Origin of the sequence: Nocardia halotolerans (assembly GCF_042650145.1) — a bacterium.
Classification (GTDB): domain Bacteria; phylum Actinomycetota; class Actinomycetes; order Mycobacteriales; family Mycobacteriaceae; genus Nocardia; species Nocardia halotolerans.
Map to the genome: position 1 here is coordinate 248,203 of NZ_JBHSDL010000006.1, position 23,957 is coordinate 272,159.

The following is a 23,957-nucleotide window of genomic DNA, read 5'->3' on the forward strand; positions in this document are numbered from 1 at the left end:
TCGTGCTGGAACGTGAACTCAGGGCACGACTTCGACGACGTCGCCGGGTTCGAGCCACTCGTAGTGGGCCTTCGCGCCTTCGGGGGTCAGGCGGATGCAGCCGTGGGACTGCTCCTCGGTGGGCCCGATGTGGTAGGCGATGTCGCCGTTGAAGAACACCGCGTACTCCATGGGGGCGTTGTGCAGGGTGCTCCAGTGGAACGGCTTCTTGAACGCGACCTCGAACACCCCGGGCGGGGTTTCGTAGCCGGGGCGGCCGTGTGACATCGGAGTGGGGCCGTAGGTGACCTCGCCGTTGTCCATCAGCCATGCCTGGTTGGTCGAGAGCTGCAGGCACGCGCGCGCCTGTTCGCCGCACGGCGCCACCACCGGTTCCGGTTCGGGCGGGGGAACGATGGCGGGCACGCCGGGTACATCGGGCCCGCCGGGCCACAGTGGTTCGGCCTGCACCGGGGCCGCGACCGCGGCTCCGGCGACCGCCGCGCACATCGCCGCCTGCGCGGCCCACCGGGGAATACGACTACTACTCACGAAATCTTGCCTCTCTCGCCGCGCCCACCCCCTGGTCGTCGTACGCCCAGAACATGAGCTTCCACCATCGACACAAGCCTCGGAAACATAGAGGTAGCAGTGATCATGGATTATTGCGATTGTGTTGAGCAAGCTCCGGGTGCTCCTACTGGCGAGTTCACTTGACTACTTAGGTAAGCCTGACCTACTGTGAACTCGGCGTACGGATGAGCCGGGGTCCCGAGGGCTGCGGTCGACCCCCTTGTCCTGCCGCGGCGGACTCCGTCATCTCGACGGGGTCCGCCGCTACGTCCGCCGCGCGCGGCGCGGCGATTCGGATGGTGTAAACCGGACTGCATGAGCGAAATGCCCCAGTCGCTGGCCGACGTCACGCCCGAACTGATGACCAAGCTGAGCGAAGGCACCTTCACCGACCTCATCGGTCTGCGCTACACCGAGATCTCCGCCGATCGGGTGCGCGGCGAATGGGAGGTGCACCCACAGCTGCACCAGCCCGCGGGCATCCAGAACGGCGGCGTGTACTGCACCGTCATCGAAACCCTCGCCAGCGTGGGCGGCGGCGTCTGGTTCGGCGAACGCGGTTCGGTCGTCGGCGTCAACAACAACACCGACTTCCTGCGCGCCGTGCGCGAGGGCAAGCTCACCGGCGAGGCCACCCCGATCCACCGCGGCCGCAGCCAGCAGCTGTGGGTCGTGGTGATCACCGACGCCGACGGGCGCACGGTCGCCCGCGGTCAGGTGCGCCTGCAGAACCTGGCCGCCTGAGCGCTCAGTCCCCGCTGCCGATCCGGTCCTCGGTGGTGATCCGCCAGTCGCCGCGTTCGAGCACCGCCACGACGAGGGCGCCGATGTTCCACGCGTCGTCCTCGCCGCGGTGGTGGCGGCCTGCCAGCGGCAGTTCGGCGATGCGCAGCGCGCCGGCCATGCCGGGTCGCTTGCGCAACCGGTAGGAGTCGGCGAAGACCTGTTTGGCGTTGGTGTGCGACGGTCCGAACGGGTACGGGACCCCGGTCTCAGCGCACTGCGCCCGGAACTGCTTGCGGTCGTAATCTCCCCAGCTGGCCCACGGCCGCGACCCCGCCGCGAACTCGGTGGTCAGGATCCGGCACGCCTCGGCGAAGTCCACCCCGGTGTCGACCTGTTGCTGGGTCAGGCTCGTCAGCTCGGTGCAGAACTCGCTCACCGTCGACCGCGCGGGGCGCACGAGAATCCCGTGCCTGCTGGTCCGGGTGCGTGTCCCGAGGTCGACGACGGTGAGCCCGATCTCGATGATCTCGCCGACCTGCCCGGGCGGCGGCGACTCCGCCCAGCAGGTGGCTTCCACGTCGACCACGTTGAGCAGCCCCGTCCATTCGTTCATGCCGGTGACGCTACGGCCCGGTAGTGCTGAGCTCCAGCGGTTTTCCGCGCACGGGAGCCGGCGCGTTCCGATGTTTCAGGTGTTCGCCCGAATTCGTTCCCTCGTTAACATCTCGTTAATCGATTCGGCATCGTCCCCGGTCACGGGCTCGGCGGGCCCCGCGCGCCCGCTCGGTCGTGCCAGAATGTCGCACACCGACCACGATCCTTCGAGGAGACCCCGATGCGTTTGTCGCCGCACGAGCAGGAACGGCTGCTGCTGAGTTACGCGGCCGAACTGGCGCGGCGCAGACAGGCCAGGGGATTGAAGCTGAACCATCCCGAGTCGATCGCGTTGATCTCCGATCATGTGCTCGAGGGAGCGCGTGACGGGCGCACGGTGGCCGAGCTGATGTCGTCGGGGCGCTCGGTGCTCACCCGTGACGACGTGATGGACGGGGTGCCGGAGATGATCCACGACGTGCAGGTCGAAGCGACGTTCCCGGACGGCACCAAACTGGTCACCGTCCACCACCCGATCGGATAGGTGCGGACCGTGATTCCCGGTGAGTTGCTGTGTGCCGAGGGCACGATCGCGTTGAACGCCGGCGCGGTGCGGGTCGAGCTGGAGGTGGTCAATACCGGTGACCGTCCCGTGCAGGTGGGCAGTCACGTGCATTTCCCGCAGTCCAACGCCGCCTTGACATTCGATCGCGGGGCCGCGCACGGCCACCGGCTCGACATCCCGGCGGGCACCGCGGTGCGTTTCGAACCCGGCCTGCCGCAGTGGGTGTCGCTGGTCCCGATCGGTGGCACCCGCGAGGTCTACGGCATCAGCGCGAACCCGCCGGGACGACTCGATGCGTGAGACATGTCGTGCGACGAGCAGTTCGTCGCGAATCCCGGAAGTGAGCCGATGACCGAACTGAGCCGCGCCCGTTACGCCGAACTGTTCGGGCCCACCACCGGCGACCGCATCCGGCTCGCCGATACCGACCTGATCGTCGAGATCACCGAGGACCGCAGCGGCGGTCCGGGGCTCGCCGGGGACGAAGCCGTGTTCGGCGGCGGCAAGGTACTGCGCGAATCGATGGGACAGTCGCGCGCCACCCGCGCCGACGGCGCACCCGACACCGTCATCACCGGTGTGGTGATCATCGACCACTGGGGTGTCATCAAGGCCGACCTCGGCATCCGCGACGGCCGCATCTGCGCGATCGGCAAGGCGGGCAACCCCGACACCATGTCGGGCGTGCACCCCGACCTGGTTGTCGGTCCGGCGACGGAGATCATCGCGGGCAACGGGCGCATCCTCACCGCGGGCGCCATCGACTGCCACGTCCACTTCATCTGCCCGCAGCTGATGGAGGAGGCTCTCGGCGGTGGCATCACCACTCTCGTCGGCGGCGGCACCGGTCCGGCCGAGGGTTCCAAGGCCACCACTGTCACCCCCGGCTCCTGGCATCTGGCGCGGATGCTGGAAGCGCTCGACCACTGGCCGATGAACATCGTGCTGCTCGGCAAGGGCAACACGGTGAGCCAGGAATCGATGTGGGAGCAGTTGCGCGGTGGCGCTTCGGGTTTCAAGCTGCACGAGGACTGGGGCTCCACGCCGGCCGCGATCGACGCCTGCCTGCGGGTCGCCGAGCTGGCGGGGGTGCAGGTGGCGCTGCACTCCGACACCCTCAACGAGGCCGGGTTCGTGGAGGACACCCTCGCCGCCATCGGGGGCCGCGGCATCCACGCCTATCACACCGAAGGCGCCGGTGGCGGGCACGCGCCCGACATCATCACGGTCGCTTCGCATCTCAATGTGCTGCCCAGCTCCACCAACCCGACCCGCCCGCACACTGTGAACACCCTCGACGAGCACCTCGACATGCTGATGGTCTGCCATCATCTGAGCCCGTCGATCCCCGAGGACCTGGCCTTCGCCGAATCGCGGATCCGCCCGTCCACCATCGCCGCCGAAGATCTCCTGCACGACCTGGGCGCGATCTCGATGATCGGCTCGGATTCCCAGGCGATGGGCCGGATCGGGGAGGTGGTGATGCGCACCTGGCAGACCGCGCACGTGATGAAACGCCGCCGGGGCGCGTTGCCCGGCGACGGCGCGGCCGATAATGCTCGCGTGCAGCGCTATATCGCGAAATACACCATCTGCCCGGCTGTTTCGCACGGACTGGACGACGAGATCGGTTCGGTGGAGGTCGGCAAACTCGCCGATCTGGTGTTGTGGGAGCCCGCGTTCTTCGGTGTCCGCCCGCACGCCGTACTCAAGGGCGGGATGATCGCGTGGGCGGCCATGGGTGATGCCAACGCCTCCATTCCCACCCCGCAACCCGTGCTGCCGCGACCCATGTTCGGCGCCGCCGCGCCCGCCGCGGCGGCCACCTCGCTGCACTTCGTGTCCGAGCAGGCGATCGACGACCGGCTCGCCGACCGGCTGAACGTGCGCCGAAAGCTGGTGCCCGTCAAGAACGTTCGGCGGGTGACCAAGGCCGACATGCGCCACAACGACGCCATGCCCCGCATCGACGTCGACCCCGACACCTTCACCGTCCGCGTCGACGGCGAGGTGTGGGCCGAGGATCCGGCCACCGAACTGCCCATGGCCCAGCGGTATTTCCTGTTCTGAGGGCCCGGTGCGTGCCCGCGCGCGGGTCCGGTAATCTCGGCGCGATCCGAGTGGGGGCGGGTTTCGGTGCGTCCTCGCCACAGCAGTGCCGGACCACGGACGGAGGGGACATCGCCGATGAGTGAGTTGAACAACGCCGCCGAAGATCTCGCGCGCTGGGCGCAGGACCTCGAACGCAAAGCCGAGCGGTATCAGCGGTTGCACGCCGAGGTGGACAAGGTCAGCGTCACCGACACCTCGGCCGACGGCCGGATCGGTGTCACCGTCGACGCGAACGGCTCGACCACCGCGATCACCCTGGCCCCCGCGGTGCGCGGCATGGACCCCGCGGCGGTCGCGACCGAACTGATGGCGTGCACGCGCCGAGCCCAGTCGCGGCTGCGGGACCGGGTCACCGGCCTGGTGCACGAGGTGGTCGGCACCGACGAGGCGGGCGCGACCATTATCAGCCAGTACTGCGACCGGTTTCCCGACACCGACCAACCGGCACCCCCGGAACCCCCGCCGCCCCCGCCCGCCGCCGCGTGGGCGCCGGTCCCGCCCGCACCACCGGCAGGTCGCAAACCCGACCGTGACCGGGTTGTCGCTCCCGAGGAGCCGTCCGAAGAAGACCTGTTCTACCAGCGCCGATCCTGGCTGCAATAGCTTCCGCTGTCCTGCGGCGAACTTCGGTGGAACCGAAGGGGCCCGAGCCGCGTCCAATCAGATCGAGACAGTTGCGGACTCGACCGGGTTCGCCGGAGGAGGGAGTCAGCGTGGCCGGTGTGGTGAATGTCGATCCGCAATCCGTCAGGGCCCACGCCTGCGCGGTGGACGCCGTGTCGGGCGGGGTGGCCGAGGCGCTGGAGGCGGCGAACTACCTCGCCCACGCCGATGACGGGTACGGCCTGCTGGTGAAACCGTATGCGGTGAGCACGCTCAACGCCCTGCACGACGACATCACCGGCACGCTCGCGAAACTCGACGAGCTCGCCGCCGCGATGCCGGGCAAGTTGCGCACTGTCGCCGACACCTTCGAGACGTGTGACACCACGCGGGCCGGTCAGCTCCGATCCACTGCCGCCGAGATCGACGGGGCCCACTGACAATGGCCGACGGACCCAACGCGGCAGGTACGTTCCTCAACGAGAACTCCGCCCTGATCCCCGGCGCGGTCGACACCTTCGACGACGCGGCCGCACCCGAGAACGACCTGCTGGTCGAGGGAACCGACTACCGCGACAGCTACTACCAGGAGAGCAACTTCCTGCTCAGCAACGTGGGCGGGCCGAGCGCCGAAGACGGCGGCGACGTGAACGCGGGTGTCATGAAAGGCACCCTCCTCGGCGACTCCTACGAGGGCTACCACGGCCTCACCAAGGCGTTCGGCTCCGGCGGGTCGGTGACCGACAAGGTCGATGCCATCAGCAAAGCCGCCGCCACCGGCACCGATTGGGTCTCGGCGGCACAAACTTTCGGCAAGGCGATCAAGGGCACCACCACCCTGGCCAAGTTCGACCCGTTCAATTTCCTCGGTACCCAGCTGATGACCTGGATGCTCGAGCACGTCGAACCGATGCGCAAGTCGCTGGACTCGATCACCGGTAACCCCGACATGGTGCAGGCGTACTCGGCTTCGTGGTCGGCGATCGCGGAATCGCTCACCACGACCGCCGAGCAGTGGGCCGCCGCGCTCGACACCGGCATCGGTGAGTGGGTCGGCGACACGGCCGTGGCCTACCACGCCATCGCGACCGAGCTCACCGGCCAGATCGCCGAAAAGGCCGCTGTTGCCCAGGTACTGGCCGACTGCAACGAGGCGATGAAAGGCATCGTCGAGACGGTACGCGGGATCGTCGTCGAAATCCTGAGCAGCCTGGCCGGCATGCTCGCCGAGATGACGGTGCTGCTCATCGCGTCGGCGGGCACCGCTACTCCCGCACTCATCGCGCGGGCGCTGCTCGACATCTCGCTGGCCGCGACGAGCGTGTCGCAGCTGCTGATCGAACTGGGCAAGGCCCTGATCTCCACGAAGTCGATGGCGCAGAGTGCGGTGCAGCTCGTGCGCGGTGTCACCGCGGTGGAGACCGCGAAACAGTGACCCACCCCGCGCGGTCGCCGCGCGAGTGGGCCGGCCGGTGGCAGACTGCGGATATGACCAGCAACGATTGGGCCGATGTCGACAACTACCTCATCAGCACGCTCGTGGGCGAGGAAGGGGCACCCGCGCTGAACGCGAACGCGGACGCGGGCCTACCCGCCATCGATGTGTCCCCACCGCAGGGCAAATTCCTCAACCTGCTGGCCCGCACCGCCGGTGCGCGCCGGGTGCTCGAGATCGGCACCCTCGGCGGCTACAGCACCGAATGGCTGGCACGCGCGGTCGGTGACGGCGGCACGGTGGTGACCCTGGAGTTCGAGCCGCGCCACGCGAAGGTCGCCAGGCAGAACCTGGACCGGGCGGGGGTGGGGGAGCGGGTCGACATCCGGGTGGGCGCCGCGCTCGACACCCTGCCCGGTGTCGCCGAGGACGCGCCCGGACCGTTCGACCTGGTGTTCATCGACGCCGACAAGGTCAACAACGCCAACTATGTGCAGTGGGCGCTGCGGCTCACCCACCCGGGGTCGGTGATCATCGTCGACAATGTGGTGCGCGGTGGTGGGCTCGCCGACGAGCACTCCGAGGACCCGAACGTGCGTGCCAGCCGTGAACTCGTCGAGCTGCTGGCCGCCGAGCCGAGCCTGGACGCGACGGTGATCCAGACGGTCGGCGCGAAAGGCTGGGACGGATTCGCCTACGCGGTGGTCAACGGGCCGACCGCCTAGCCGGCCGATTCGCCGTGCGGCAACAGGTGTCAGCGCTGAGCCGTCAGCGCGTGCGGTGGTAGGTCGCGGCCGCCGGTCGCGATCTCGACGGCCTCGGCCAGCTCGAAGCGCAGTTCGTGATCGGGCGCGATGGCGGGTCCGTCGTGGTGGCTGATCCCGTCGGCGGTGCGCACGAAATGCAGCACGGTGTCGCCGATGTGCACGGTCACCGTGCCCTCGGTGAGCGCGTCGGCGAGCACTCGGCCCAGCGGTAGCGCCAACCAGTGTGCGCGCACCGCATCGGTCGGGTTGCGGGCGCCGAGCAGGGGTGCGCCCCAGCCGGCCAGCGCGTCGAGCACCGGCCGCAGGCCCCGGCCCAGCTCGGTCAGCTCGTAACTCGAGCGCATGCCGTTGCGATGGTGGCGCAGCACCCCGTCGCGTTCGAGGTTGCGGAGCCGGGTGGCGAGCATGTCGGTGCTGATGCCCGGCAGATCGGCGAACAGATCGCTGTATCGGCGCGGTCCGGAACACAGCTCGCGGACCACGAGCAGGCTCCACCGGTCACCGACGAGATCGAGCGCGCGGCTGACAGCGCAGTAGTGGTCGTAGCTTCGGTGTGGCACAGGGACTACCTTAACCGGGTGCTTGGAAAAACCAAGTGAGATCTTGGAAAAACCAAGTAGTGTGTGCGTCAACCACACCTCGGAGGGAAGTTCATGCAGGTCAAGCAGTCCAGCAAGCTGTCGGGAGTGTCCTACGAGATCCGCGGTCCGGTGGCGGAGCAGGCCGCGCGGCTCGAAGCCGAGGGGCACCACGTGGTCAAGCTCAACACCGGCAACCCGCTGCTCTTCGGCTTCGACGCGCCACCGGATCTGTTGCAGGACATGGTCCGGACGCTGCCCGGCTCCACCGGGTACACCACCTCGAAGGGGCTGCTCTCGGCCCGGCGCGCGGTGGTGCAGTACTACCAGACCCTGGGTGTCGACGATGTCGATGTCGAAGAGGTCTTTCTCGGCAACGGGGTCTCGGAGCTGATCATGATGGCGATGACCGCCCTGCTCGAGAACGGCGACGAGGTACTCGTACCGGCGCCCGACTTCCCGCTGTGGACCGCCGCGACCGCCCTCAACGGCGGCACCCCGGTGCACTACGTGTGCGACGAGGGCGCCGACTGGTACCCCGACCTGGCCGACATCACCGCCAAGATCACCGATCGCACCCGCGCCATCGTGCTGATCAACCCCAACAACCCCACCGGCGCGGTATATCCGCCCGAGGTGCTGCGCGAGATCCTCGAGATCGCCCGCAGGCACAATCTGGTGGTCTTCGCCGACGAGATCTACGACAAGATCTACTACGACGACCTCGAACACACCGCGATCGCGTCACTGGCCCCCGACCTGCTGTGCCTGACCTTCTCCGGGCTGTCGAAGAACTACCGCGCTGCCGGACTGCGCTCGGGCTGGATGGTGGTCTCGGGCCCCACCCAGCACGCCGCGAGCTACCTCGAGGGTCTCACCATGCTGGCCGGGCTGCGGCTGTGCGCGAACGTGCCCGCCCAGCAAGCGATCCAGGCCGCCCTCGGCGGATACCAGAGCATCTTCGACCTCACACTGCCGGGCGGGCGGCTACGCGAACAACGCGACCGCGCCTGGGAGGCGCTCAATTCCATCCCCGGCGTGTCCTGCGTCAAACCCAAGGGCGCGCTCTACGCCTTCCCGCGCATCGACCTGGACATGTACCCCATCCACGACGACGAACAGTTCGTCCTCGACCTGCTGCTGCAGGAGAAACTGCACATCGTCCAGGGCACCGGCTTCAACTGGCCCCGCCCCGACCACTTCCGCATCGTCACTCTGCCCCACGCCGACGAACTCGAAGCCATCATCGAACGCATCGGCCGTTTCCTGGCCACCTACCGCCAGTAGCGAGCCGGTCGCGGTCGGTTCAGGTGGGGCAGCCCTGGCCGGAGTCGCCGGACGCCGAGGGCGGTAGCTGGATGAGGCAGATGACGAGGTCGACGATCCCGTCCGCCACAGGGCCGGAGCCGGTCTCGATCATCTGGCGCGGCTCGATGGCGGCGGTGGCGGCGGTGGCGGTGAACAGCGGCGCCGCGGCGGCGCAGAGGGTCAGCGCCGCGGCGGCGAGCTTCTTCGGCATGATCGGCACCTGTCTCGCGGGTCGTGTGTCGACCTGATGCTACGCCGCGCCTGTGATGCGGGTCTCAGTGCAGATGGACGGGAAGGTCCAGGAGGCCGCGCATCAGGGTGCTCGTCTGCCAGTGGGCGGTGGCGGCGGGGTCGGCGAGTCGCATGTCGGGGTAGCGGCGCAGCAGGGCGGTGAACGCGATGTCGGCTTCGAGGCGGGCCAGGGGAGCGCCCACGCAGAAGTGGATCCCGTGGCCGAAGGCGAGATGGCCGGCGGTGGGACCGTCGACGGTGAGCTCGTCGGGGTCGGCGAAGCGGGCCGGGTCGCGGTTGGCGGCGGCGAGGGCGACGTAGACGATCTCACCGTCGGGAATCTCGATGCCGCCTACCGTGACCGGCTCCGCGGTGAAACGCAGTGTCGCCATGTCGATGGGTCCGTCGAAACGCAGGAACTCCTCCACGGCCGCGGGCACGCCCGCCGGGTCCGCACGCAGCGCCGCCCACTGGCCGGGGTGGCGCAGCAGCGCGTACGCGCCGTTGCCGATCAGGTTGACGGTGGTCTCGTGCCCGGCGATCAGCAGCAGCACCGCCATCGACACCAGTTCCCGGTCGGTCAGGCGGTCGCTGTCCTCGTCGGCGAGCGCCAATTGCGAGAGCAGGTCATCGGCGGGCCGGGACTGCTTGGCGCGCACCAGATTCGCGAGATACTCCGCCATGGCCGCCGCGGCGGCGGGCCGGTGTTCCTCCTCGCCGACGACCCCGACCAGCGCCCGGGTCCACGCCTGGAAGTCCTCGCGATCACCGTAGGGGACGCCGAGCAGCTCGCAGATCACCATCACCGGCAGGGGGTTGGCGAAGGTTTCCATGAGATCGACCGCACCGGACCCGGTCTGCGCGTCCAGCAGTTCCTCGGTGATCTGCTCGATGCGCGGCCGCAGTGCGGCCACCGCGCGGGTGGTGAACGCCTTGTTCACCAGTTTGCGCAGCCGGGTGTGCTCGGGTGGATCGGTGCTGAGCATGTGCTGGAGCAAGGCCATGGTGTTGGCGTCGGTGGGTGTGCCGTCGCGTTTGCCGCGCAGGATCTCATCAGCGCGCACGGTGTTCTTCTGCAGCCGTGGGTCGGCGAGTGCGGCCCGAGCCTCGGCGTAACCGACGATCACCCAGCGGATCACGTCGTCGGGGAAACGTACCCGGTGCGCCGGGCCCGCGGCACGCCAGCGCCGGTAGTGGGTGTGCGGGTCGTCGAAGAAGTCGGCGCCGATGGTCTCGACGCGTGCGGGAGCGGAAAGGTCGGCCATTCGGTCACGGTACCGGCGCCGGGCGGACGACGCGCCGATCGAACGGCCACTGTTGCGTGAAAAGCCTTGTGAAAGGCGGGAATCGAGTCGCGTGTCGAGGGCCGGTCGGCGGCGGCCGAGTGCCGCCGCCGGCCCCGGTGCTCAGCGCGCTCCGGCGTGCAGTACGACCTTTCCGTTGCGGCCGGGGGTCTCCGATGTCACCGCGGCCTGCGCGGCCTGATCGAGCGGGAACTCGTCCTGCACCTCCAGGCGCAGGGTGCCTTCGGCGGCGAGTCCGACGAGTTCGGTGATCAGGCGCAGATAGTCGGCGCGGTCGATCTCGGAACTGCGCTGCTGGCCCCAGAAACCCTTGACCACAGCCTGTTTGAAGATCACCGCACCGGTGTCGATCACCAAGGGCTGCCCGGACAGGGCGCCGAAGGAGATCAGTTCGCCACGTGGAGAGAGCAATGCCATCAGATCACCCGCGGCCGGACCACTCACCTGGTCGACGGCGCGCACGATCGGCTCGCCACCGGTGCTCTCGGCGGCCTGCTTCAGCCAGCCCACCGATTCGGTGTCGAGCACCGGACCGTAGCCGAGTTCTTCGAGTGCCTGTACCGAGGAGGAGCCGCGGACCAGGCTCAGCATCCGCACTCCACGTTCCTTCGCGAACAGATTCAGCAGCCGTCCGACGGCACCGTTGGCGGCGTTGGCCACGATCCACTGCCCCGGCTGTACCCGCAGATCGTCGAGCAGCATCAGTGCGCTCAACGGCATCGCCAGCAACTGGGCGGCGGTTTCGTCGGGCACGCTGTCGGGCATCGGCACCACCTGATCGGCGCGGGCCACGAAGAAGTCGGCCCATGCGGCGCGGGTGCCGGCCACCGCCACCCGCTGCCCGACCCGGACCCGGTCGACCCCGTCACCGATCGCGTCGACGACCCCGACGGCCTCGGTGCCCGGGATCGCGGGCAGCGGCGGCCGGTAACCGTAGACGCCGCGGATGATGGCCAGATCGTGGTTGTGGATCGGTGACAGCGACATCGCCACCCGCACCTCACCCGCCCCCGGTTCGGGTGTGGGCACCTGCTGCGCGGTGAGCACATCCTTCGGTTCGCCGAATTCATCGATGACAACAGCCTGCATGTCCGCCTCCGTGGTGGTTGCGAGTCCCTGCCGAGCGTGATCGTGCTCCATTGTGACACCGCCGGGCCGCCGGCCTCGCGCAGCAGGCCGTCGGGTGCGGGCGCCCGTGCTCGCTGGCGACCACACGTCACGGCTGTCTCAGTGTCGCGGCTCGGCGCCGGTCCGCGGCCGAGGATCATGTTCCGGGCTCGGCGCCGCTCTGCGGGCGACTCGGGCGGCGAAACCGTCACACAACGCTTCGAGGCCGAGGAACAGCAGCTCCTCGGACGTGAGATCGCTGACGCCGGCACCGTTGAGGTCGGTCAGTGCCGCGGGGACGGGGTGGGTCGGATTGCCTTCGAGCAGGTCGCGCAGGCCGTTGGTGTCGTCGATGGCGGTGCGCCGCTCGGCGAGGAATGTGCCGCCGACCACCGGCAGGCTGGCACCGGAGATGTAGTTCCATACCGAGAAACCCATGGTGGTGGCCTCGCGCGCCGAAACACCGAGCTCGCGCAGGCCCTCGACCAGCCACGCCAGGCTGGTCAGACTCTGCGGGCCGAAGCTGTAGCGGGGGACCGCGAAGGTGAGCAGCACCCAGGGATGTTCCTGGTAGAGCCGCCAGTCGATCTCCGCGGCGATGCGGACTCGGTCGCGCCAGTTCCAGCCCTGGCCGGTGGGATCGGGGTAGGGGTAGCGGGCGGCGATCTCGTCGGTCATGTCCGCGATGAGTTCGTCCTTGTTTCCCACGTGCCGGTACAGCGACATCGTGCCGACCTCGAGCCGATCGGCGATGCGGCGCATCGACAGCGCGTTGAGCCCATCGGCGTCGGCCAGCGCGATCGCGGCGTCCACGATCGCGGTGCGCGTGAGCTTCGACTCAGTCATCCCATGACTCCCTATCGTCATACAGTCTTCATGCGTACACTGTACCCATTGCCTGCGTACGGCGTACGCAAACCTCGGAAGGACAATCGGAATGACGAAGCTGGACCCGGCGGCGCCCGCCGCTGCCGTCGGTGAACGCCGCGCGTGGCTCGGGCTGGGCGTGCTGGTACTGCCCGTGCTGCTCGTGTCGATGGACATCTCGGTGCTGTTCCTCGCCATGCCGACCCTCACCGCCGACCTCGGACCCACTGCCTCCCAGCAACTCTGGATCCTCGACATCTACGGGTTCATGCTGGCCGGTCTGCTCATCACCATGGGCAACCTGGGCGACCGGATCGGCAGGCGCAACATCCTGCTCGCCGGTGCCGCCGTGTTCGGCCTGGCCTCGGTACTGGCCGCATTCGCGCCGAGCCCGGCCGTGCTCATCGCCGCGCGCGTACTGATGGGCATCGGCGGCGCGACGCTGCTGCCGTCGAGCCTGGCGCTGATCTCCAACCTGTTCCCCGACGCCCGCCGCCGCGCCACCGCGATCGGCATCTGGACCGCGTTCTTCGCGGGCGGCTCAGCGGTCGGGCCCATCTGCGGCGGACTGCTGCTGCACCACTTCTGGTGGGGCTCGGTGTTCTTGATCAACATCCCCGTGCTGGCCGTCCTGCTGGTGTTCGGGCCGATCCTGCTACCCGAGCACCGCGCTGCCACGCTCGGCCCGATCGATCTGCCCAGTGTGGCGTTGTCGATCGGTGGCATCCTGCCGCTGATCTACGGCATCAAGCACGTCGCCGCCGAGGGCTTCGACGTGGCGTCGGTGGTGATCGCCGCCATCGGTGTCGGCCTGCTGGTGCTGTTCGTGCGCAGGCAGCGTCAGCTGAGCGAACCGCTGCTGGACCTGACGCTGTTCACCCGGCCGCTGTTCCGGGTGGCGATCGGGGCGAGCATGGTCGGGATGATGTCGCTGGCCGCGCTGAGCTACCTGACCAGCGTCTACCTGCAGACCGTCACCGGCCGCGACCCGTTGCAGGCCGCCCTGCTCGGCATTCCGATGGCGATCGCGGTGTTCGTCTGCGCGATGAGCGGAGCCCGGCTCGGACAGCGCTTCGGCGTGCGCGCGAGCTTCACCCTGGCGCTGGCACTGTCGGCGCTCGGCAACCTGATGCTGTTCGGGGTGGGCGTCGACGGTGGGCTCGGCTGGTACATCGCCGGGTCGGTGATCGCCGGCATCGGTTACGGCATCTCGTTCACGCTGGTCTCGGAAGTGGCCGTGTCGGCGGTCCCGGCCGAACGCGCGGGCTCGGCGGTCGGCATCTCCGAGACCAGCTTCGAACTCGGCAACGCGCTCGGTCTGGCGCTGCTGGGCTCGCTGGCCGCGCTGGTGTTCCGCTCCGGCGGCAACTTCGGTGCAACGCTGAGCGACACCGTCACCCACTCGGGCGGCGACGCGACCGTGCTGCACGCGGCGCGCGAATCCTTCGTCACCGGCATGCACGTCGCCACCGCGACCGGTGCGCTGCTGCTGATCGCGATGGCGGTGGCGGCGTGGCGGACGGCCGGGCGAGTCCAGGATGGGGCGGAACACCGCAACACATGAGAGCCGCATCAGGTGCGGCGTACGAGGTGGGCGTCGTACGAGGTGGGCGTCGTACGAGGTGGGCGGCGCATCAGGTGGGCGGCGCACCAGGTGGATGGCGCACCAGGTAGGTGGCGCACCAGGTGAGGCGGCGGCCCCGTGCTGCACACCGATTCGCCGATGCGGTCTGTGTGCAGCCCGGGTCCGGTGCGCGGCGGTCACGACGCGGCCTCGCCAAGGGGTGATCGAGGCCGTTGCATAGGATCGGCGAATGCGAAACGAGGGTACGGCGGGCCTGGCGACACTGCTCGCCCTGGCCGATTCCCGCCTGCCCATCGGCGGGCACGTGCACTCGGGCGGCGTCGAGGAGGCGGTGTCGTCGGGGTTGTTGCGCGATGCCGCGAGCGTCGAGCTCTACCTGCGCCGGCGGCTGGCCACCACCGGCCTGGTGACCGCCTCGCTCGCCGCCGCGGTGTGCGCCGGGACACTGACCCCCGCGCGCGCCGAACTCGAAACCGACGCCCGCACACCGTCTCCCGCCGCCCGGGCGGCCTCGCGCGCCCAGGGTCGCGGGCTGCTACGGCTGGCGAAACAGCTGTGGCCGCACCCCGACGCGATGCGCCCCGCCACTGCGTCGGCCGCGTCGCACCCGGCTTCCGCCGTTCCCGCGATCACTACGAGCGACCCCGGCTCCGACGACGCACGCAGGCACCCCGACTGGACGTCGGTCGGTCCTCGCCCGCACCTGCCGACGGTGTTCGGCATGGTCGGGGCGGCATGCGGGGCGAACGCGGAAGAACTCGCGGGCGTGGTCGTCTACACGACCCTCACCGGCGCCGCGACCGCCGCCCAGCGGCTGCTCGCCCTCGACCCCGCCGCCATCGCCGCGAGCACCCTGCGCCTGAGCCCGCTGTGCGACCGGATCGCCGCTGCGGCCGCCATGGGTCTGTCCGCCCTGTCGGACCCGTTGCAGGACGCCCTCGCCGAACGCCACCTGCACCGTGACATGCCACTGTTCGCGTCCTGATCCCGACAAGAAGGAGTCCCCATGCCGCCGCACCTGATCGATGGCGAACCGCACGACCACAGCCACGACCGGCCCAAGCGGCAGCGCGTCCCGGGGGAGGCCCTGCGCATCGGCATCGGCGGTCCGGTCGGCTCCGGCAAGACCGCCCTGGTCGCGGCGTTGTGCAGGCAGCTGCGCGAGGAACTGTCGCTGGCCGTGCTCACCAACGACATCTACACCACCGAGGACGCGGACTTCCTGCGTCGCCACGCGGTGCTGCCCGACGAGCGCATCACCGCGGTGCAGACCGGTGGCTGCCCGCACACCGCCATCCGCGACGACATCACCGCCAACCTCGACGCCATCGACGACCTGGTCGCGGCCAACCCGCCGCTGGAGCTGATCCTGGTGGAATCCGGCGGCGACAACCTCACCGCCACCTTCTCCTCCGGCTTGATCGATGTCCAGATCTTCGTCGTCGACGTGGCAGGCGGCGACAAGGTGCCGCGCAAGGGCGGTCCCGGCGTCACCTTCTCGGACCTGCTGGTCGTGAACAAGACCGACCTGGCCCCGCTGGTCGGCGCCGACCTCGGGGTGATGGAACGCGACGCGGCCAAGGTGCGTGACGGCCGCCCCACCGCCCTGATCTCGCTCACCGACGACCCGGCCGCCACCCCGGTGCTGGCCTGGGTCCGCGAACAGCTGCGCCTGACCGCCGAGCAGGACGCGGCCACCGGCGTTGCGCACTGAACTGAGCATCGTCGCCACGGCGGGGCGGTTGCCGCGCATCGCGGCGGTCGGCGGCCTGGCCGGTCGATACACCGGCAACGACACCGTGCACCTGATCGGTACCGCCGCCACCCCGCTGGGCGGCGACGAACTCGACATCAGCATCGTGGTCGGCCCCGGTGCGCGCCTGGTGGTCCGTTCGGTGGCGGCCACGATCGCGTTGCCGAGCACCGGCACCCCACTGTCGGTGGCGCACTGGCGTTTCGAGGTCGGGGCGGGAGCCGAACTGGATTTCGATCCCGAGCCCACGATCGTCGCGGGCGGTGCCCACCATCACACGGTGACCACCGTCGCGGTGTCCCCGCAGGCGCGGCTCCGACTGCGGGAACGGGTTCAGCTGGGACGCAGCGGTGAGGACGGCGGCGGTTGGCGCGGCGATCTGGTCGGCGATCTGGGAGAGATTCCGCTGCTGCGGCACCGTCTCGAACTGGGGGGAGGTACCGGCGCCGACGATCGGCTGCGCGCGCCACGCGCGCTCGACAGCGAACTGGTCTATCCGGACGATCGGCCGGCCTGGTCGGGCAGTGTCGACGCGGTCCGGCTGCCGTTGGCCGCCGGTGGTTCGCTCGCCACCCGCACGAGCATCCGGCTGACCACGCCGGAAGCGGTTGCCGTCGGGTAGCTGACGAGAACGCGGTGGGGAGGCGGGCGTGTAGCCCGACTCCCCACCGCGCGAAAAGGATCAAGCGTCGACGAGCTCGCCGTCGACGGCATCGGGTGCCATCCCGTGCGGCGGTGCGAGGAGCCCGCCCGCCGCACCCACCGCGGCGCCGACGCCGGCACCGACGACGGTGGCGGGCACCGACACCGCCATGTAACCGACCATGCCGCCCAGGATCGGGCCCGCGACCAACCCGATCGGCAGGAACGGGACACCGGCCACGAGACCGGCCACCGCACCCATCGTGCTCGCCGCCATGGCGAACGGGATCGCCACGGTGGAACCGACCGCCGCGCCGCGAGCTGCCGAGCCCAGGGTCGACGACGCGACGCGGTCGGAGCGGCTGCGCTCGAGACCGACCGAGTCGAGGAAGGTGGCCAGGTTGGCCTCGGTGTGGGCGGCCGCGTCGTTGATCTGGATCGAGGTGTCCACCGGCACGAAGTCGGGCACCGGAACCTGATGGTCACCGAAGCGGAACTGCCCCGGCGGCGGCAGGATCGGCGGCACCGGCGCCACCTCGGTCGGTGCGTGCAGCGTGCCCACCGGCGACAGATAATCCGTCTCCGGCCCCGTCCGCGACCACTGCAGCGAGCTGCGAGTGTTCTCGGGCATCGGCTGGCCCACATAGGGGGTGGCGTTGGGCGCCACCGCGTCGAACTCCGGCCCGGCCGGGTGTTCGGGTTGGGTCACTGCCGCCTGCGCGGGCTCGGCATTCGCGGTGCCCGTGCCGATCAGGGCCATGACCAGGGGGACCGCTCCTGCCGCGACGACCGAACCGACCTTCTGTCGCTGCGGGCTCGGCGCCCTGTGTTTCCCCGTCGCCATAGATCACCTTTCATCCTGGGGATTTGGTCACACATATGACCTCCGACATTCGGACCGGCGCCTGGTGTGGATGGGTCCGAAACGTCAGCAACCCGGAATGCCGGTGTGCCGAAAGGTAACCGGAACGACAGCGGCCCGGCGGTTCGACGGAACCACCGGGCCTCGCGAGCGATTGTGCCTAACCGAACTCGCGCTGTTCCTTGGTGAGCCGGTTGTTCTCCGCCGGCGGCGCACCCAGATGGGCCGCGAGTTCATCGGCCTCGGACTGATCGGAGTTGACCTCCTCGATCGCCAACCGGGCGAACACCCACTGTTCGGTCGCCGCCATCTGCCCGCGATTACGGCCCAGGAACGAGACGAACCAGCCGATCACGGTGACGATCCGGTTGCGGTAACCGACCAGGTAGTACAGGTGCAGTGCCAGCCAGGCGAGCCAGGCGATGAAACCACCGAACTCGAGCTTGCCGACCTGGCAGACCGCGTTGAAACGCGACACCGTGGCCATCGAGCCCTTGTTGAAGTACTTGAACGGTTTGCGATCGGCCGGGCTCTGGCCGCCGAGTCCGGCCTTGATGGCCTTGGCCGCGTAGGTGGCACCCTGGATCGCGCCCTGGGCCTGACCGGGCACGCCCGGCACCGACATCAGGTCACCCACCACGAACACGTTCGGATGGCCCTTCACGGTCAGGTCGGGCTCCACGACGACGCGTCCCGCCCGGTCCACCTCGGTGCCCTCGGAACGTTCGGCGATCATCTTGCCCAGCGGGCTGGCCTGCACGCCGGCCGACCACACCTTGCACGTGGCCTCGATCCGGCGGGTACCGCCGTCGGGGTCCTTGACCACCACGCCGTGCGCGTCGACATCGGTCACCAGGGTGTTGAGCTGGATCTCCACGCCCATCTTCTCGAGCTGTTTGGCCGCCTTGTTGCCCAGTTTCGGTCCCATCGGGCCGAGCACCGCGCCGGTGCCCTCGATCAGGATGACGCGGGCGTCTCGCGGATCGATGGTGCGGAAGGTGCCGTCGAGGGTGCGATCGGCGAGCTCGGCGATCTGGCCTGCCAGCTCCACACCGGTGGGACCCGCGCCGACGACGATGAACGTCATCAGTCGTTCGCGGTCTTCCCGGGTTTCGGCCACCTCGGCCTGTTCGAAGGCACCGAGGATGCGCGCCCGCAATTCCAGCGCGTCATCGATGGTCTTCATACCCGGCGCCCAGGTGGCGAAGTGGTCGTTGCCGAAGTACGACTGCTGCGCGCCGGTGGCGACGATCAAACTGTCGAAGGCAGTGACGGTGTCGCGGTTGAGTAGTCGCGAGGTGACCTGCTTGTTCGCCAGATCGACATCGATGACATCGCCGAGCAGCACCTGCGCGTTGTCCTGCTTGCGCAGCACCAGCCGGGTGGCCGGGGCGATCTCACCGGTGGACAGGATGCCGGTGGCCACCTGGTACAGCAGCGGCTGGAACAGGTGGGTCGAGGTCTTGGAGATCAGCGTGATGTCGACGTCGGCGTTGCGCAGGTGCTGGGTACCGAACAGGCCACCGAACCCGGAGCCGATCACCACGACCTGGTGCCGCTGCTTTCCGACAGACTGAGTGCTCATCGTCCTGACTCCTCGACAGACTGGGGGGTGCCCCGCAATGGTTCGATTTTCATGACGGACGAGATCGACCTTACGGGACGGCGCGGCTCAGCGACCCGCTAGAAGAAGCTCGGCGACCCGGGTGTCGGTTTCGGCGCCCTGGGTGTAGCCGCCCTCGCTGCCGAGCGAACTCATGATCGCCAGAGTGTAGCGCTCGCGGTCGCCCGCGACCCCCACCGAGTTCACCACCCAGCCATCGGCCTCGGCCGACCAGCCGTTCTTCAGGCCCGGTCGCATCGGCGCGCCCGCGCCCCACACGCCCCAGTGCTGGTTGAGATCGACCGAGCGCATCCGGTGCAGCAGGTAGGCCAGGTCGTCGGGGTGCATGGTGTCGAGGATGGTGTTCATCAGCCGGTCGAGGTCGGCGGCGGTGCACTTCTGGAACGACCAGTCCGGGAACAGCGCGGTGGTGGTGGGCTGCGGGATGAGGCTCACCATGCCGTAGGCGCGGAACGCGTTGTTGTAGGCCATCCGGTCCAGACCGATGTACTTGTGCCACAGCGCATCGGTGGCGTGATCGTTGGAGGTGGCCAGCATCGCCTCGAGATTGTGGCGATCCTCGCCGGACAGGCCGATGGCGCCCACGCGGGCCCGGTTGAGCAGGTCGGCGGCGATGGCCAGTTTGATCGTGGACGCGGTCCACATCTGGGTCTCGGCGTGCTCGTTGGCGTAGATGCCGCCGGTGACCCGGTCGCGCAGCACGTAACCGACGGTGCCGGGCCGATCGGCCAGGTAGGCGTTCACCCGGGCGATGCGCGAACTCATATCGCAGTCGAACCCCGGTAGGCACGCCTGGGTCAGCGCGGGCGGGGCGGCCTGGGCCCCGGTGACGAGCCCGGGGACGCCCGGGGTGAGGACAGCCACGGCGGCGAGCAGACAAGCGGTGGCGGCGACCCGGGAAACGACGCGGGTGGCGGGGCAACGATCACGCACGAGGCATGACATTCGCACATCGTCGGCCCGCCCGCACCATTCGCGGCCGAATCGTCACAAACTGCTGTTGTGCCGCAGGGGTTTTGCGCTCAGTGATGGGCGGCGTGCGGGGTGGCGATCGGGCAGCCGTTGAGGCGGTGACAGTGTTCGAAGGCCTCGCCGTGCCGGTTCAGTGGCCAGGTGTGCAACACCTGATCGGAACCGTACCGTCGGGAATTGATCAGCTCCCAGCGGTCACCGGCCCGGCGGACGATGAAGCCGCCACCCGGCACCAGGGGAGTCACCTGCGCGATCATGAACCGAACCAGCCTTTCGCCCGCGGCCGTACCATCCCACCCGAACGGCCAGGTTCGCATGCGAGCGGCCCACCGCCGGGCAGGCGCGCGGTAACACGTTGCAGTGTGGCCTATTTCACTCGACCGAATCGGGGCCGCACGATTGCGGGTCGGTCGCTGGGCGTATAAACAACGGATGCCGTTGCACCTTCATCGCGCCGAACGTGCCGACGCGCTGGCCGGTGGACTGGCGCAGGTGCTCGCGGTGGCACCGGCCGACCCGTTCGCCGCCGAGGTGGTGGCGGTGCCGGCCAAAGGGGTGGAGCGCTGGCTGGCGCAACGGCTCTCGGGCGTGCTCGGCGTGCGTGGTGACGGCGACGGGGTGGCCGCCAACATCTGTTTCCCCTCACCTGCCGCGCTGGTGGGCGAGGTACTGGCCGCTGCCGCCGACATCGCCCCCGAAGACGACCCGTGGGCCGGTCAGCGCCTGGTGTGGACCCTGCTCGGGGTGATCGACGAGGTCGCGGGCGAGTCGTGGGCGGCGGTGCTGGCGCGGCATCTCGGGGTCCCCGGCGCCGGACACCGGCTCGGCCGGCGCTACTCGACCGCCGCACACCTCGCCGCCCTGTTCGACTCCTACGCCGCCCAGCGCCCGCAGCTGCTGCTCGACTGGGCCGCCGGTGCCGACACCGACGGGGCGGGCGGGCAGATCCCCGACGACCTCGCCTGGCAGCCGCTGCTGTGGCGGGCACTGCGCACGGCCATCGGTTCGCCGAGCCCCGCCGAACGGCTCGCGACCGCCTGCGACCGGTTGCGCGCCGACCCGTCCGCGATCGACCTGCCCGCCCGGCTGTCCCTGTTCGGTCTGACCCGCTTGCCCGCCGATCAGCTGGCGGTGTTCACGGCGCTGGCCGCCCACCGCACGGTCCACCTGTGGTTACCGCACCCGAGCCCGGCCATGTGGGCGGCACTGGCCGAGGCCGCGGAACCCGCACACGCCGAACGGCCCGCTCGGCGTGCTGGCGACCGCACGGCCGACCGGCTGTCGCACCCGCTGCTGAGCGGGCTGGCCAGGGATGTGCGGGAGCTCGAGCAACGGCTGATTCCCGTGCTGGACAGCGACATCCACCTCCCCGGCCCGACCGCCGCGTCGAGTCTGCTCGGGGCGGTGCAGGGCGCGATCCGCGACGACCGGGCGCCCGTGGGCGGCGCGGTGGCCGACGGCAGTGTCGAGGTGCACGCCTGTCACGGGCCCGCCCGGCAGGTCGAGGTGCTGCGCGATCTGCTGCTGCGCACCTTCGCGGCCGACCCGGCGCTCGAGCCGCGCGATGTGCTGATCATGTGCCCGGACGTGGAGTCCTACGCCCCGCTGGTGCGCGCGGCCTTCGGGCAGCGCGCACCAGCGGGAGACGCGCCCGTCGAGAGCGAACATCCCGCGCACCAGTTGCGGGTGCGGCTGGCCGATCGCGGCCGGGCGGTGACCAACCCGATGCTGGCCGTGGTGCTCGAGCTGCTCGACCTGGCCGACGGTCGCGTCACCGTGACGCAAGTACTCGACCTCGCGGCCGCGGAAACCGTGCGCCGCCGCTGTGGATTCGACGACGACGACATCGAGCGCCTGCGCGAGTGGGCGGCCGAATCCGGTGCCCGCTGGGGTATCGGACTGCGGCAACGCGAAGCGTTCGGCCTCGCCGACTTCGCGCAGAACACACTCAATGCCGCGGTGGACCGGATTCTGCTCGGCGTGACCGCCGACGAATCCGGTGACGACTGGCTGGACCTCGCGCTGCCGCTCGACGACGTCGATTCCAACGATGTCGACCTGGCCGGCCGCTTCGCCGAATTCGTCGACCGGCTCGCGGTCTGCCTGCGCGACCTGCGCGGCCCGCGACCCGCCGCCCAGTGGTCGGCGGTGCTGCTGCGCGCGCTCGACCTGCTCACCGACGTACCCGACTCGTACTCCTGGATCCGTACCGAAGCGCGCCGCGAGATCGTCGCCGCCACCGAGCACGCCGGTGCCACCCCGCTGCGACTGGCCGATGTGTCGGTGCTGCTCACCAGCCGCCTGGCCGGGGGGCCGGGCCGCGCCAACTTCCGCACCGGTGAGCTCACCGTGTGCACGTTGGTGCCGATGCGTTCGGTGCCGCACCGGGTGGTGGTGCTGCTCGGGCTCGACGACGACGTGTTCCCCCGGTCGGGCAGCGTCGACGGTGACGATCTGCTGGCCCGCGACCCGCTCGTCGGGGAGCGCGACGCGCGCAGCGAAGACCGGCAACTGTTGCTCGACGCCGTCATGGCCGCCGGCGAACAGCTACTGGTCCTGCACACCGGCGCCGACCCGGTGACCGGCGCCGCGCGCCCGCCCGCCGTGCCGGTGGCCGAACTGCTCGACGTGCTCGCCACCCACGTGGGCCCGGCCGTGATGGGCGCGGTCCACCTCCGGCATCCGCTGCAGGCTTTCGACCGCCGCAATTTCGGCGCCGAACGACCGCGCAGCTTCGACCGCGTCGCGCTGGCCGGTGCGCGCGCCGCGGCCCGCCCGACGCGCCCACGACCGCCGTTGCTGGACACGCCCCTGGCGCCGGCGGCCACCACCGATATCGCACTGGCGGAACTGATCTCGTTCGCCGAGCATCCGGTGCGCGCGTTCCTGTGGCAGCGGCTGGGACTGCGGGTGCCCGAGGAATCCGAGGACATCGCCGATCAGCTCCCGATCGAACTCGACGGCCTGGCCAAATGGGAGCTGGGGGAGCGCATGCTCACCGCACGCCTCACCGGCGCCGACCCGGCCGGCTTGCGGGCCGCGGAATGGCGGCGGGGAACTCTGCCGCCCTTCGGTTTCGGCACCAGGGTCCTCGACGAGGTGGAGGGCACCGTCGACACGCTGGTGCGCACCGCCCTGCCCGATTACGAGCAGGCTCCGCGCGCAGTCGACATCGCCGTCGACCTCGGTGACGGCCGGACCCTGGCCGGGACCGTGCCCGAGGTGCGCGGTGCGACCCTGGTGCGCACCACCTACTCCCGGCTGGCGCCGAAACACCGGCTGGCGGCGTGGGTGTCGCTGTTGGCGCTGGCCGCCACCGAGGACCGGTCGTGGCGGGCGGTCAGTACCGGACGCGGACAGTTCCGCAGCAGGCCGGTGACCCGTTCGGTGCTCGTGGCACCCGAAGCCCCGGCCGCACTGGCCGTCCTGCGCGATCTGGTGCGGTTGCGCGAGGAGGGCCTGTGCGAACCACTGCCGGTCGCGCCCACCGCCACCGCCGCCTACGCCGAGCGGCGCTTCCGTGGCGACAGTGTCGCCGACGCCCTGCTCGCCGCCGAACACGCCTTCGACGGCGGCCCCAACGGTCCCGACAAATTCGGGGACCACACCGACCGCTACCTGCGCTACGTCTGGGGCCGCGCACCGCGATTCGATCGGCTGGCCGCCGAACCGGCGCCTGCCGGCGAACCGGAGAGCACCCGATTCGGTGCCCTCGCGCGCCGCTGGTGGGCACCGCTGCTCGCCGCCGAGAGTCAGGGACAACCGTGACG

General features: G+C 69.8%; 25 protein-coding genes. 14 read left to right on the forward strand and 11 right to left on the reverse strand.

Translation table 11 applies throughout. The features are described 5' to 3' along the window. Positions 1–18: 18 nt before the first annotated feature. Positions 19–531 (reverse strand): L,D-transpeptidase, encoded by a 513-nt coding sequence (locus ACFO5K_RS06650; protein WP_378557347.1) that lies wholly within the window; start codon positions 529–531, stop codon positions 19–21. A gap of 345 nt (positions 532–876) precedes the next feature. On the opposite strand from ACFO5K_RS06650, the gene ACFO5K_RS06655 reads away from it, so the two are divergent. Continuing rightward, positions 877–1,296: a PaaI family thioesterase gene (locus tag ACFO5K_RS06655; RefSeq protein ID WP_378557720.1), complete on the forward strand. Its 420-nt coding sequence runs from the start codon at positions 877–879 to the stop codon at positions 1,294–1,296. 4 nt (positions 1,297–1,300) lie between these two features. Here the strand turns inward: ACFO5K_RS06655 and ACFO5K_RS06660 are convergent, their stop codons facing one another. Continuing rightward, positions 1,301–1,891 carry an exonuclease domain-containing protein gene (locus ACFO5K_RS06660; protein ID WP_378557350.1) on the reverse strand — a complete coding sequence of 197 codons (591 nt, stop codon included), beginning with the start codon at positions 1,889–1,891 and terminating at the stop codon, positions 1,301–1,303. A gap of 222 nt (positions 1,892–2,113) precedes the next feature. On the opposite strand from ACFO5K_RS06660, the gene ACFO5K_RS06665 reads away from it, so the two are divergent. The 7 genes from ACFO5K_RS06665 (at position 2,114) to ACFO5K_RS06695 (ending at position 7,312) form a co-directional block, all read left to right on the forward strand. Beyond that, positions 2,114–2,416 carry an urease subunit gamma gene (locus ACFO5K_RS06665; protein WP_378557353.1) on the forward strand — a complete coding sequence of 101 codons (303 nt, stop codon included), beginning with the start codon at positions 2,114–2,116 and terminating at the stop codon, positions 2,414–2,416. Between the two features lie 9 nt (positions 2,417–2,425). Continuing rightward, positions 2,426–2,737, forward strand: coding sequence for an urease subunit beta (locus ACFO5K_RS06670; RefSeq protein WP_378557356.1), 312 nt, complete (start codon positions 2,426–2,428; stop codon positions 2,735–2,737). 48 nt (positions 2,738–2,785) lie between these two features. Further along, the gene (locus ACFO5K_RS06675; protein WP_378557359.1) at positions 2,786–4,507 is read left to right on the forward strand and encodes an urease subunit alpha; all 1,722 of its coding nucleotides are present in this window, start codon (positions 2,786–2,788) and stop codon (positions 4,505–4,507) included. A gap of 117 nt (positions 4,508–4,624) precedes the next feature. Then, the gene (locus ACFO5K_RS06680) at positions 4,625–5,152 is read left to right on the forward strand and encodes a YbaB/EbfC family nucleoid-associated protein (RefSeq protein ID WP_378557362.1); all 528 of its coding nucleotides are present in this window, start codon (positions 4,625–4,627) and stop codon (positions 5,150–5,152) included. A 110-nt stretch (positions 5,153–5,262) separates the two neighbouring features. Beyond that, positions 5,263–5,592: a type VII secretion target gene (locus ACFO5K_RS06685; RefSeq protein WP_378557365.1), complete on the forward strand. Its 330-nt coding sequence runs from the start codon at positions 5,263–5,265 to the stop codon at positions 5,590–5,592. Between the two features lie 2 nt (positions 5,593–5,594). Then, a complete protein-coding gene (locus ACFO5K_RS06690) occupies positions 5,595–6,587 on the forward strand; it encodes a WXG100 family type VII secretion target (RefSeq protein WP_378557368.1) in 993 nt (330 codons plus the stop codon). Positions 6,588–6,640: 53 nt separating this feature from the next. Further along, on the forward strand, positions 6,641–7,312 hold the full coding sequence (locus ACFO5K_RS06695; protein WP_378557371.1) for an O-methyltransferase: 672 nt from the start codon (positions 6,641–6,643) through the stop codon (positions 7,310–7,312). 29 nt (positions 7,313–7,341) lie between these two features. Here the strand turns inward: ACFO5K_RS06695 and ACFO5K_RS06700 are convergent, their stop codons facing one another. Next, positions 7,342–7,914, reverse strand: coding sequence for a winged helix-turn-helix transcriptional regulator (locus ACFO5K_RS06700; protein WP_378557374.1), 573 nt, complete (start codon positions 7,912–7,914; stop codon positions 7,342–7,344). 93 nt (positions 7,915–8,007) lie between these two features. Between ACFO5K_RS06700 and ACFO5K_RS06705 the strand changes: the two genes are divergently transcribed. Then, on the forward strand, positions 8,008–9,219 hold the full coding sequence (locus ACFO5K_RS06705) for a pyridoxal phosphate-dependent aminotransferase (RefSeq protein ID WP_378557377.1): 1,212 nt from the start codon (positions 8,008–8,010) through the stop codon (positions 9,217–9,219). Positions 9,220–9,238: 19 nt separating this feature from the next. Here ACFO5K_RS06705 and ACFO5K_RS06710 read toward each other — a convergent pair whose 3' ends face one another. The 4 genes from ACFO5K_RS06710 to ACFO5K_RS06725 form a co-directional block, all read right to left on the reverse strand. Continuing rightward, the gene (locus ACFO5K_RS06710) at positions 9,239–9,451 is read right to left on the reverse strand and encodes a hypothetical protein (protein WP_378557380.1); all 213 of its coding nucleotides are present in this window, start codon (positions 9,449–9,451) and stop codon (positions 9,239–9,241) included. A 64-nt stretch (positions 9,452–9,515) separates the two neighbouring features. Then, positions 9,516–10,736, reverse strand: a complete 1,221-nt coding sequence (locus ACFO5K_RS06715) for a cytochrome P450 family protein (protein ID WP_378557383.1) — start codon at positions 10,734–10,736, stop codon at positions 9,516–9,518. 141 nt (positions 10,737–10,877) lie between these two features. After that, the gene (locus tag ACFO5K_RS06720; RefSeq protein ID WP_378557386.1) at positions 10,878–11,864 is read right to left on the reverse strand and encodes a zinc-binding dehydrogenase; all 987 of its coding nucleotides are present in this window, start codon (positions 11,862–11,864) and stop codon (positions 10,878–10,880) included. Between the two features lie 138 nt (positions 11,865–12,002). Beyond that, complete coding sequence (locus ACFO5K_RS06725; RefSeq protein ID WP_378557389.1) at positions 12,003–12,728, reverse strand: TetR/AcrR family transcriptional regulator; 726 nt, start codon at positions 12,726–12,728, stop codon at positions 12,003–12,005. A 91-nt stretch (positions 12,729–12,819) separates the two neighbouring features. Here ACFO5K_RS06725 and ACFO5K_RS06730 point away from each other — a divergent pair, with 91 nt between their 5' ends. The 4 genes from ACFO5K_RS06730 to ACFO5K_RS06745 all read left to right on the forward strand — a co-directional run bounded on the left by ACFO5K_RS06730 (position 12,820) and on the right by ACFO5K_RS06745 (position 16,709). Continuing rightward, a complete protein-coding gene (locus tag ACFO5K_RS06730) occupies positions 12,820–14,313 on the forward strand; it encodes an MFS transporter (protein ID WP_378557392.1) in 1,494 nt (497 codons plus the stop codon). 250 nt (positions 14,314–14,563) lie between these two features. Beyond that, positions 14,564–15,319 carry an urease accessory protein UreF gene (locus ACFO5K_RS06735; RefSeq protein ID WP_378557395.1) on the forward strand — a complete coding sequence of 252 codons (756 nt, stop codon included), beginning with the start codon at positions 14,564–14,566 and terminating at the stop codon, positions 15,317–15,319. A gap of 21 nt (positions 15,320–15,340) precedes the next feature. After that, positions 15,341–16,048, forward strand: coding sequence for an urease accessory protein UreG (gene ureG, locus ACFO5K_RS06740; RefSeq protein ID WP_378557398.1), 708 nt, complete (start codon positions 15,341–15,343; stop codon positions 16,046–16,048). Further along, positions 16,038–16,709 (forward strand): urease accessory protein UreD, encoded by a 672-nt coding sequence (locus ACFO5K_RS06745; protein WP_378557401.1) that lies wholly within the window; start codon positions 16,038–16,040, stop codon positions 16,707–16,709. The genes ureG and ACFO5K_RS06745 overlap by 11 nt, the downstream gene beginning before the upstream one ends. A gap of 60 nt (positions 16,710–16,769) precedes the next feature. On the opposite strand, the gene ACFO5K_RS06750 is transcribed toward ACFO5K_RS06745, so the two are convergent. The 4 genes from ACFO5K_RS06750 to ACFO5K_RS06765 all read right to left on the reverse strand — a co-directional run bounded on the left by ACFO5K_RS06750 (position 16,770) and on the right by ACFO5K_RS06765 (position 20,444). Further along, a complete protein-coding gene (locus tag ACFO5K_RS06750) occupies positions 16,770–17,573 on the reverse strand; it encodes a hypothetical protein (RefSeq protein ID WP_378557404.1) in 804 nt (267 codons plus the stop codon). A gap of 178 nt (positions 17,574–17,751) precedes the next feature. Continuing rightward, positions 17,752–19,176: an NAD(P)/FAD-dependent oxidoreductase gene (locus ACFO5K_RS06755; RefSeq protein WP_378557407.1), complete on the reverse strand. Its 1,425-nt coding sequence runs from the start codon at positions 19,174–19,176 to the stop codon at positions 17,752–17,754. Positions 19,177–19,263: 87 nt separating this feature from the next. Beyond that, entirely contained in the window at positions 19,264–20,160 is an 897-nt protein-coding gene (locus tag ACFO5K_RS06760; RefSeq protein WP_378557410.1) for a tat pathway signal sequence, read from the reverse strand. A 77-nt stretch (positions 20,161–20,237) separates the two neighbouring features. After that, positions 20,238–20,444: a hypothetical protein gene (locus ACFO5K_RS06765; RefSeq protein WP_378557413.1), complete on the reverse strand. Its 207-nt coding sequence runs from the start codon at positions 20,442–20,444 to the stop codon at positions 20,238–20,240. Positions 20,445–20,619: 175 nt separating this feature from the next. Between ACFO5K_RS06765 and recC the strand changes: the two genes are divergently transcribed. Further along, positions 20,620–23,955 (forward strand): exodeoxyribonuclease V subunit gamma, encoded by a 3,336-nt coding sequence (recC, locus tag ACFO5K_RS06770; RefSeq protein WP_378557416.1) that lies wholly within the window; start codon positions 20,620–20,622, stop codon positions 23,953–23,955. Positions 23,956–23,957: the final 2 nt, after the last annotated feature.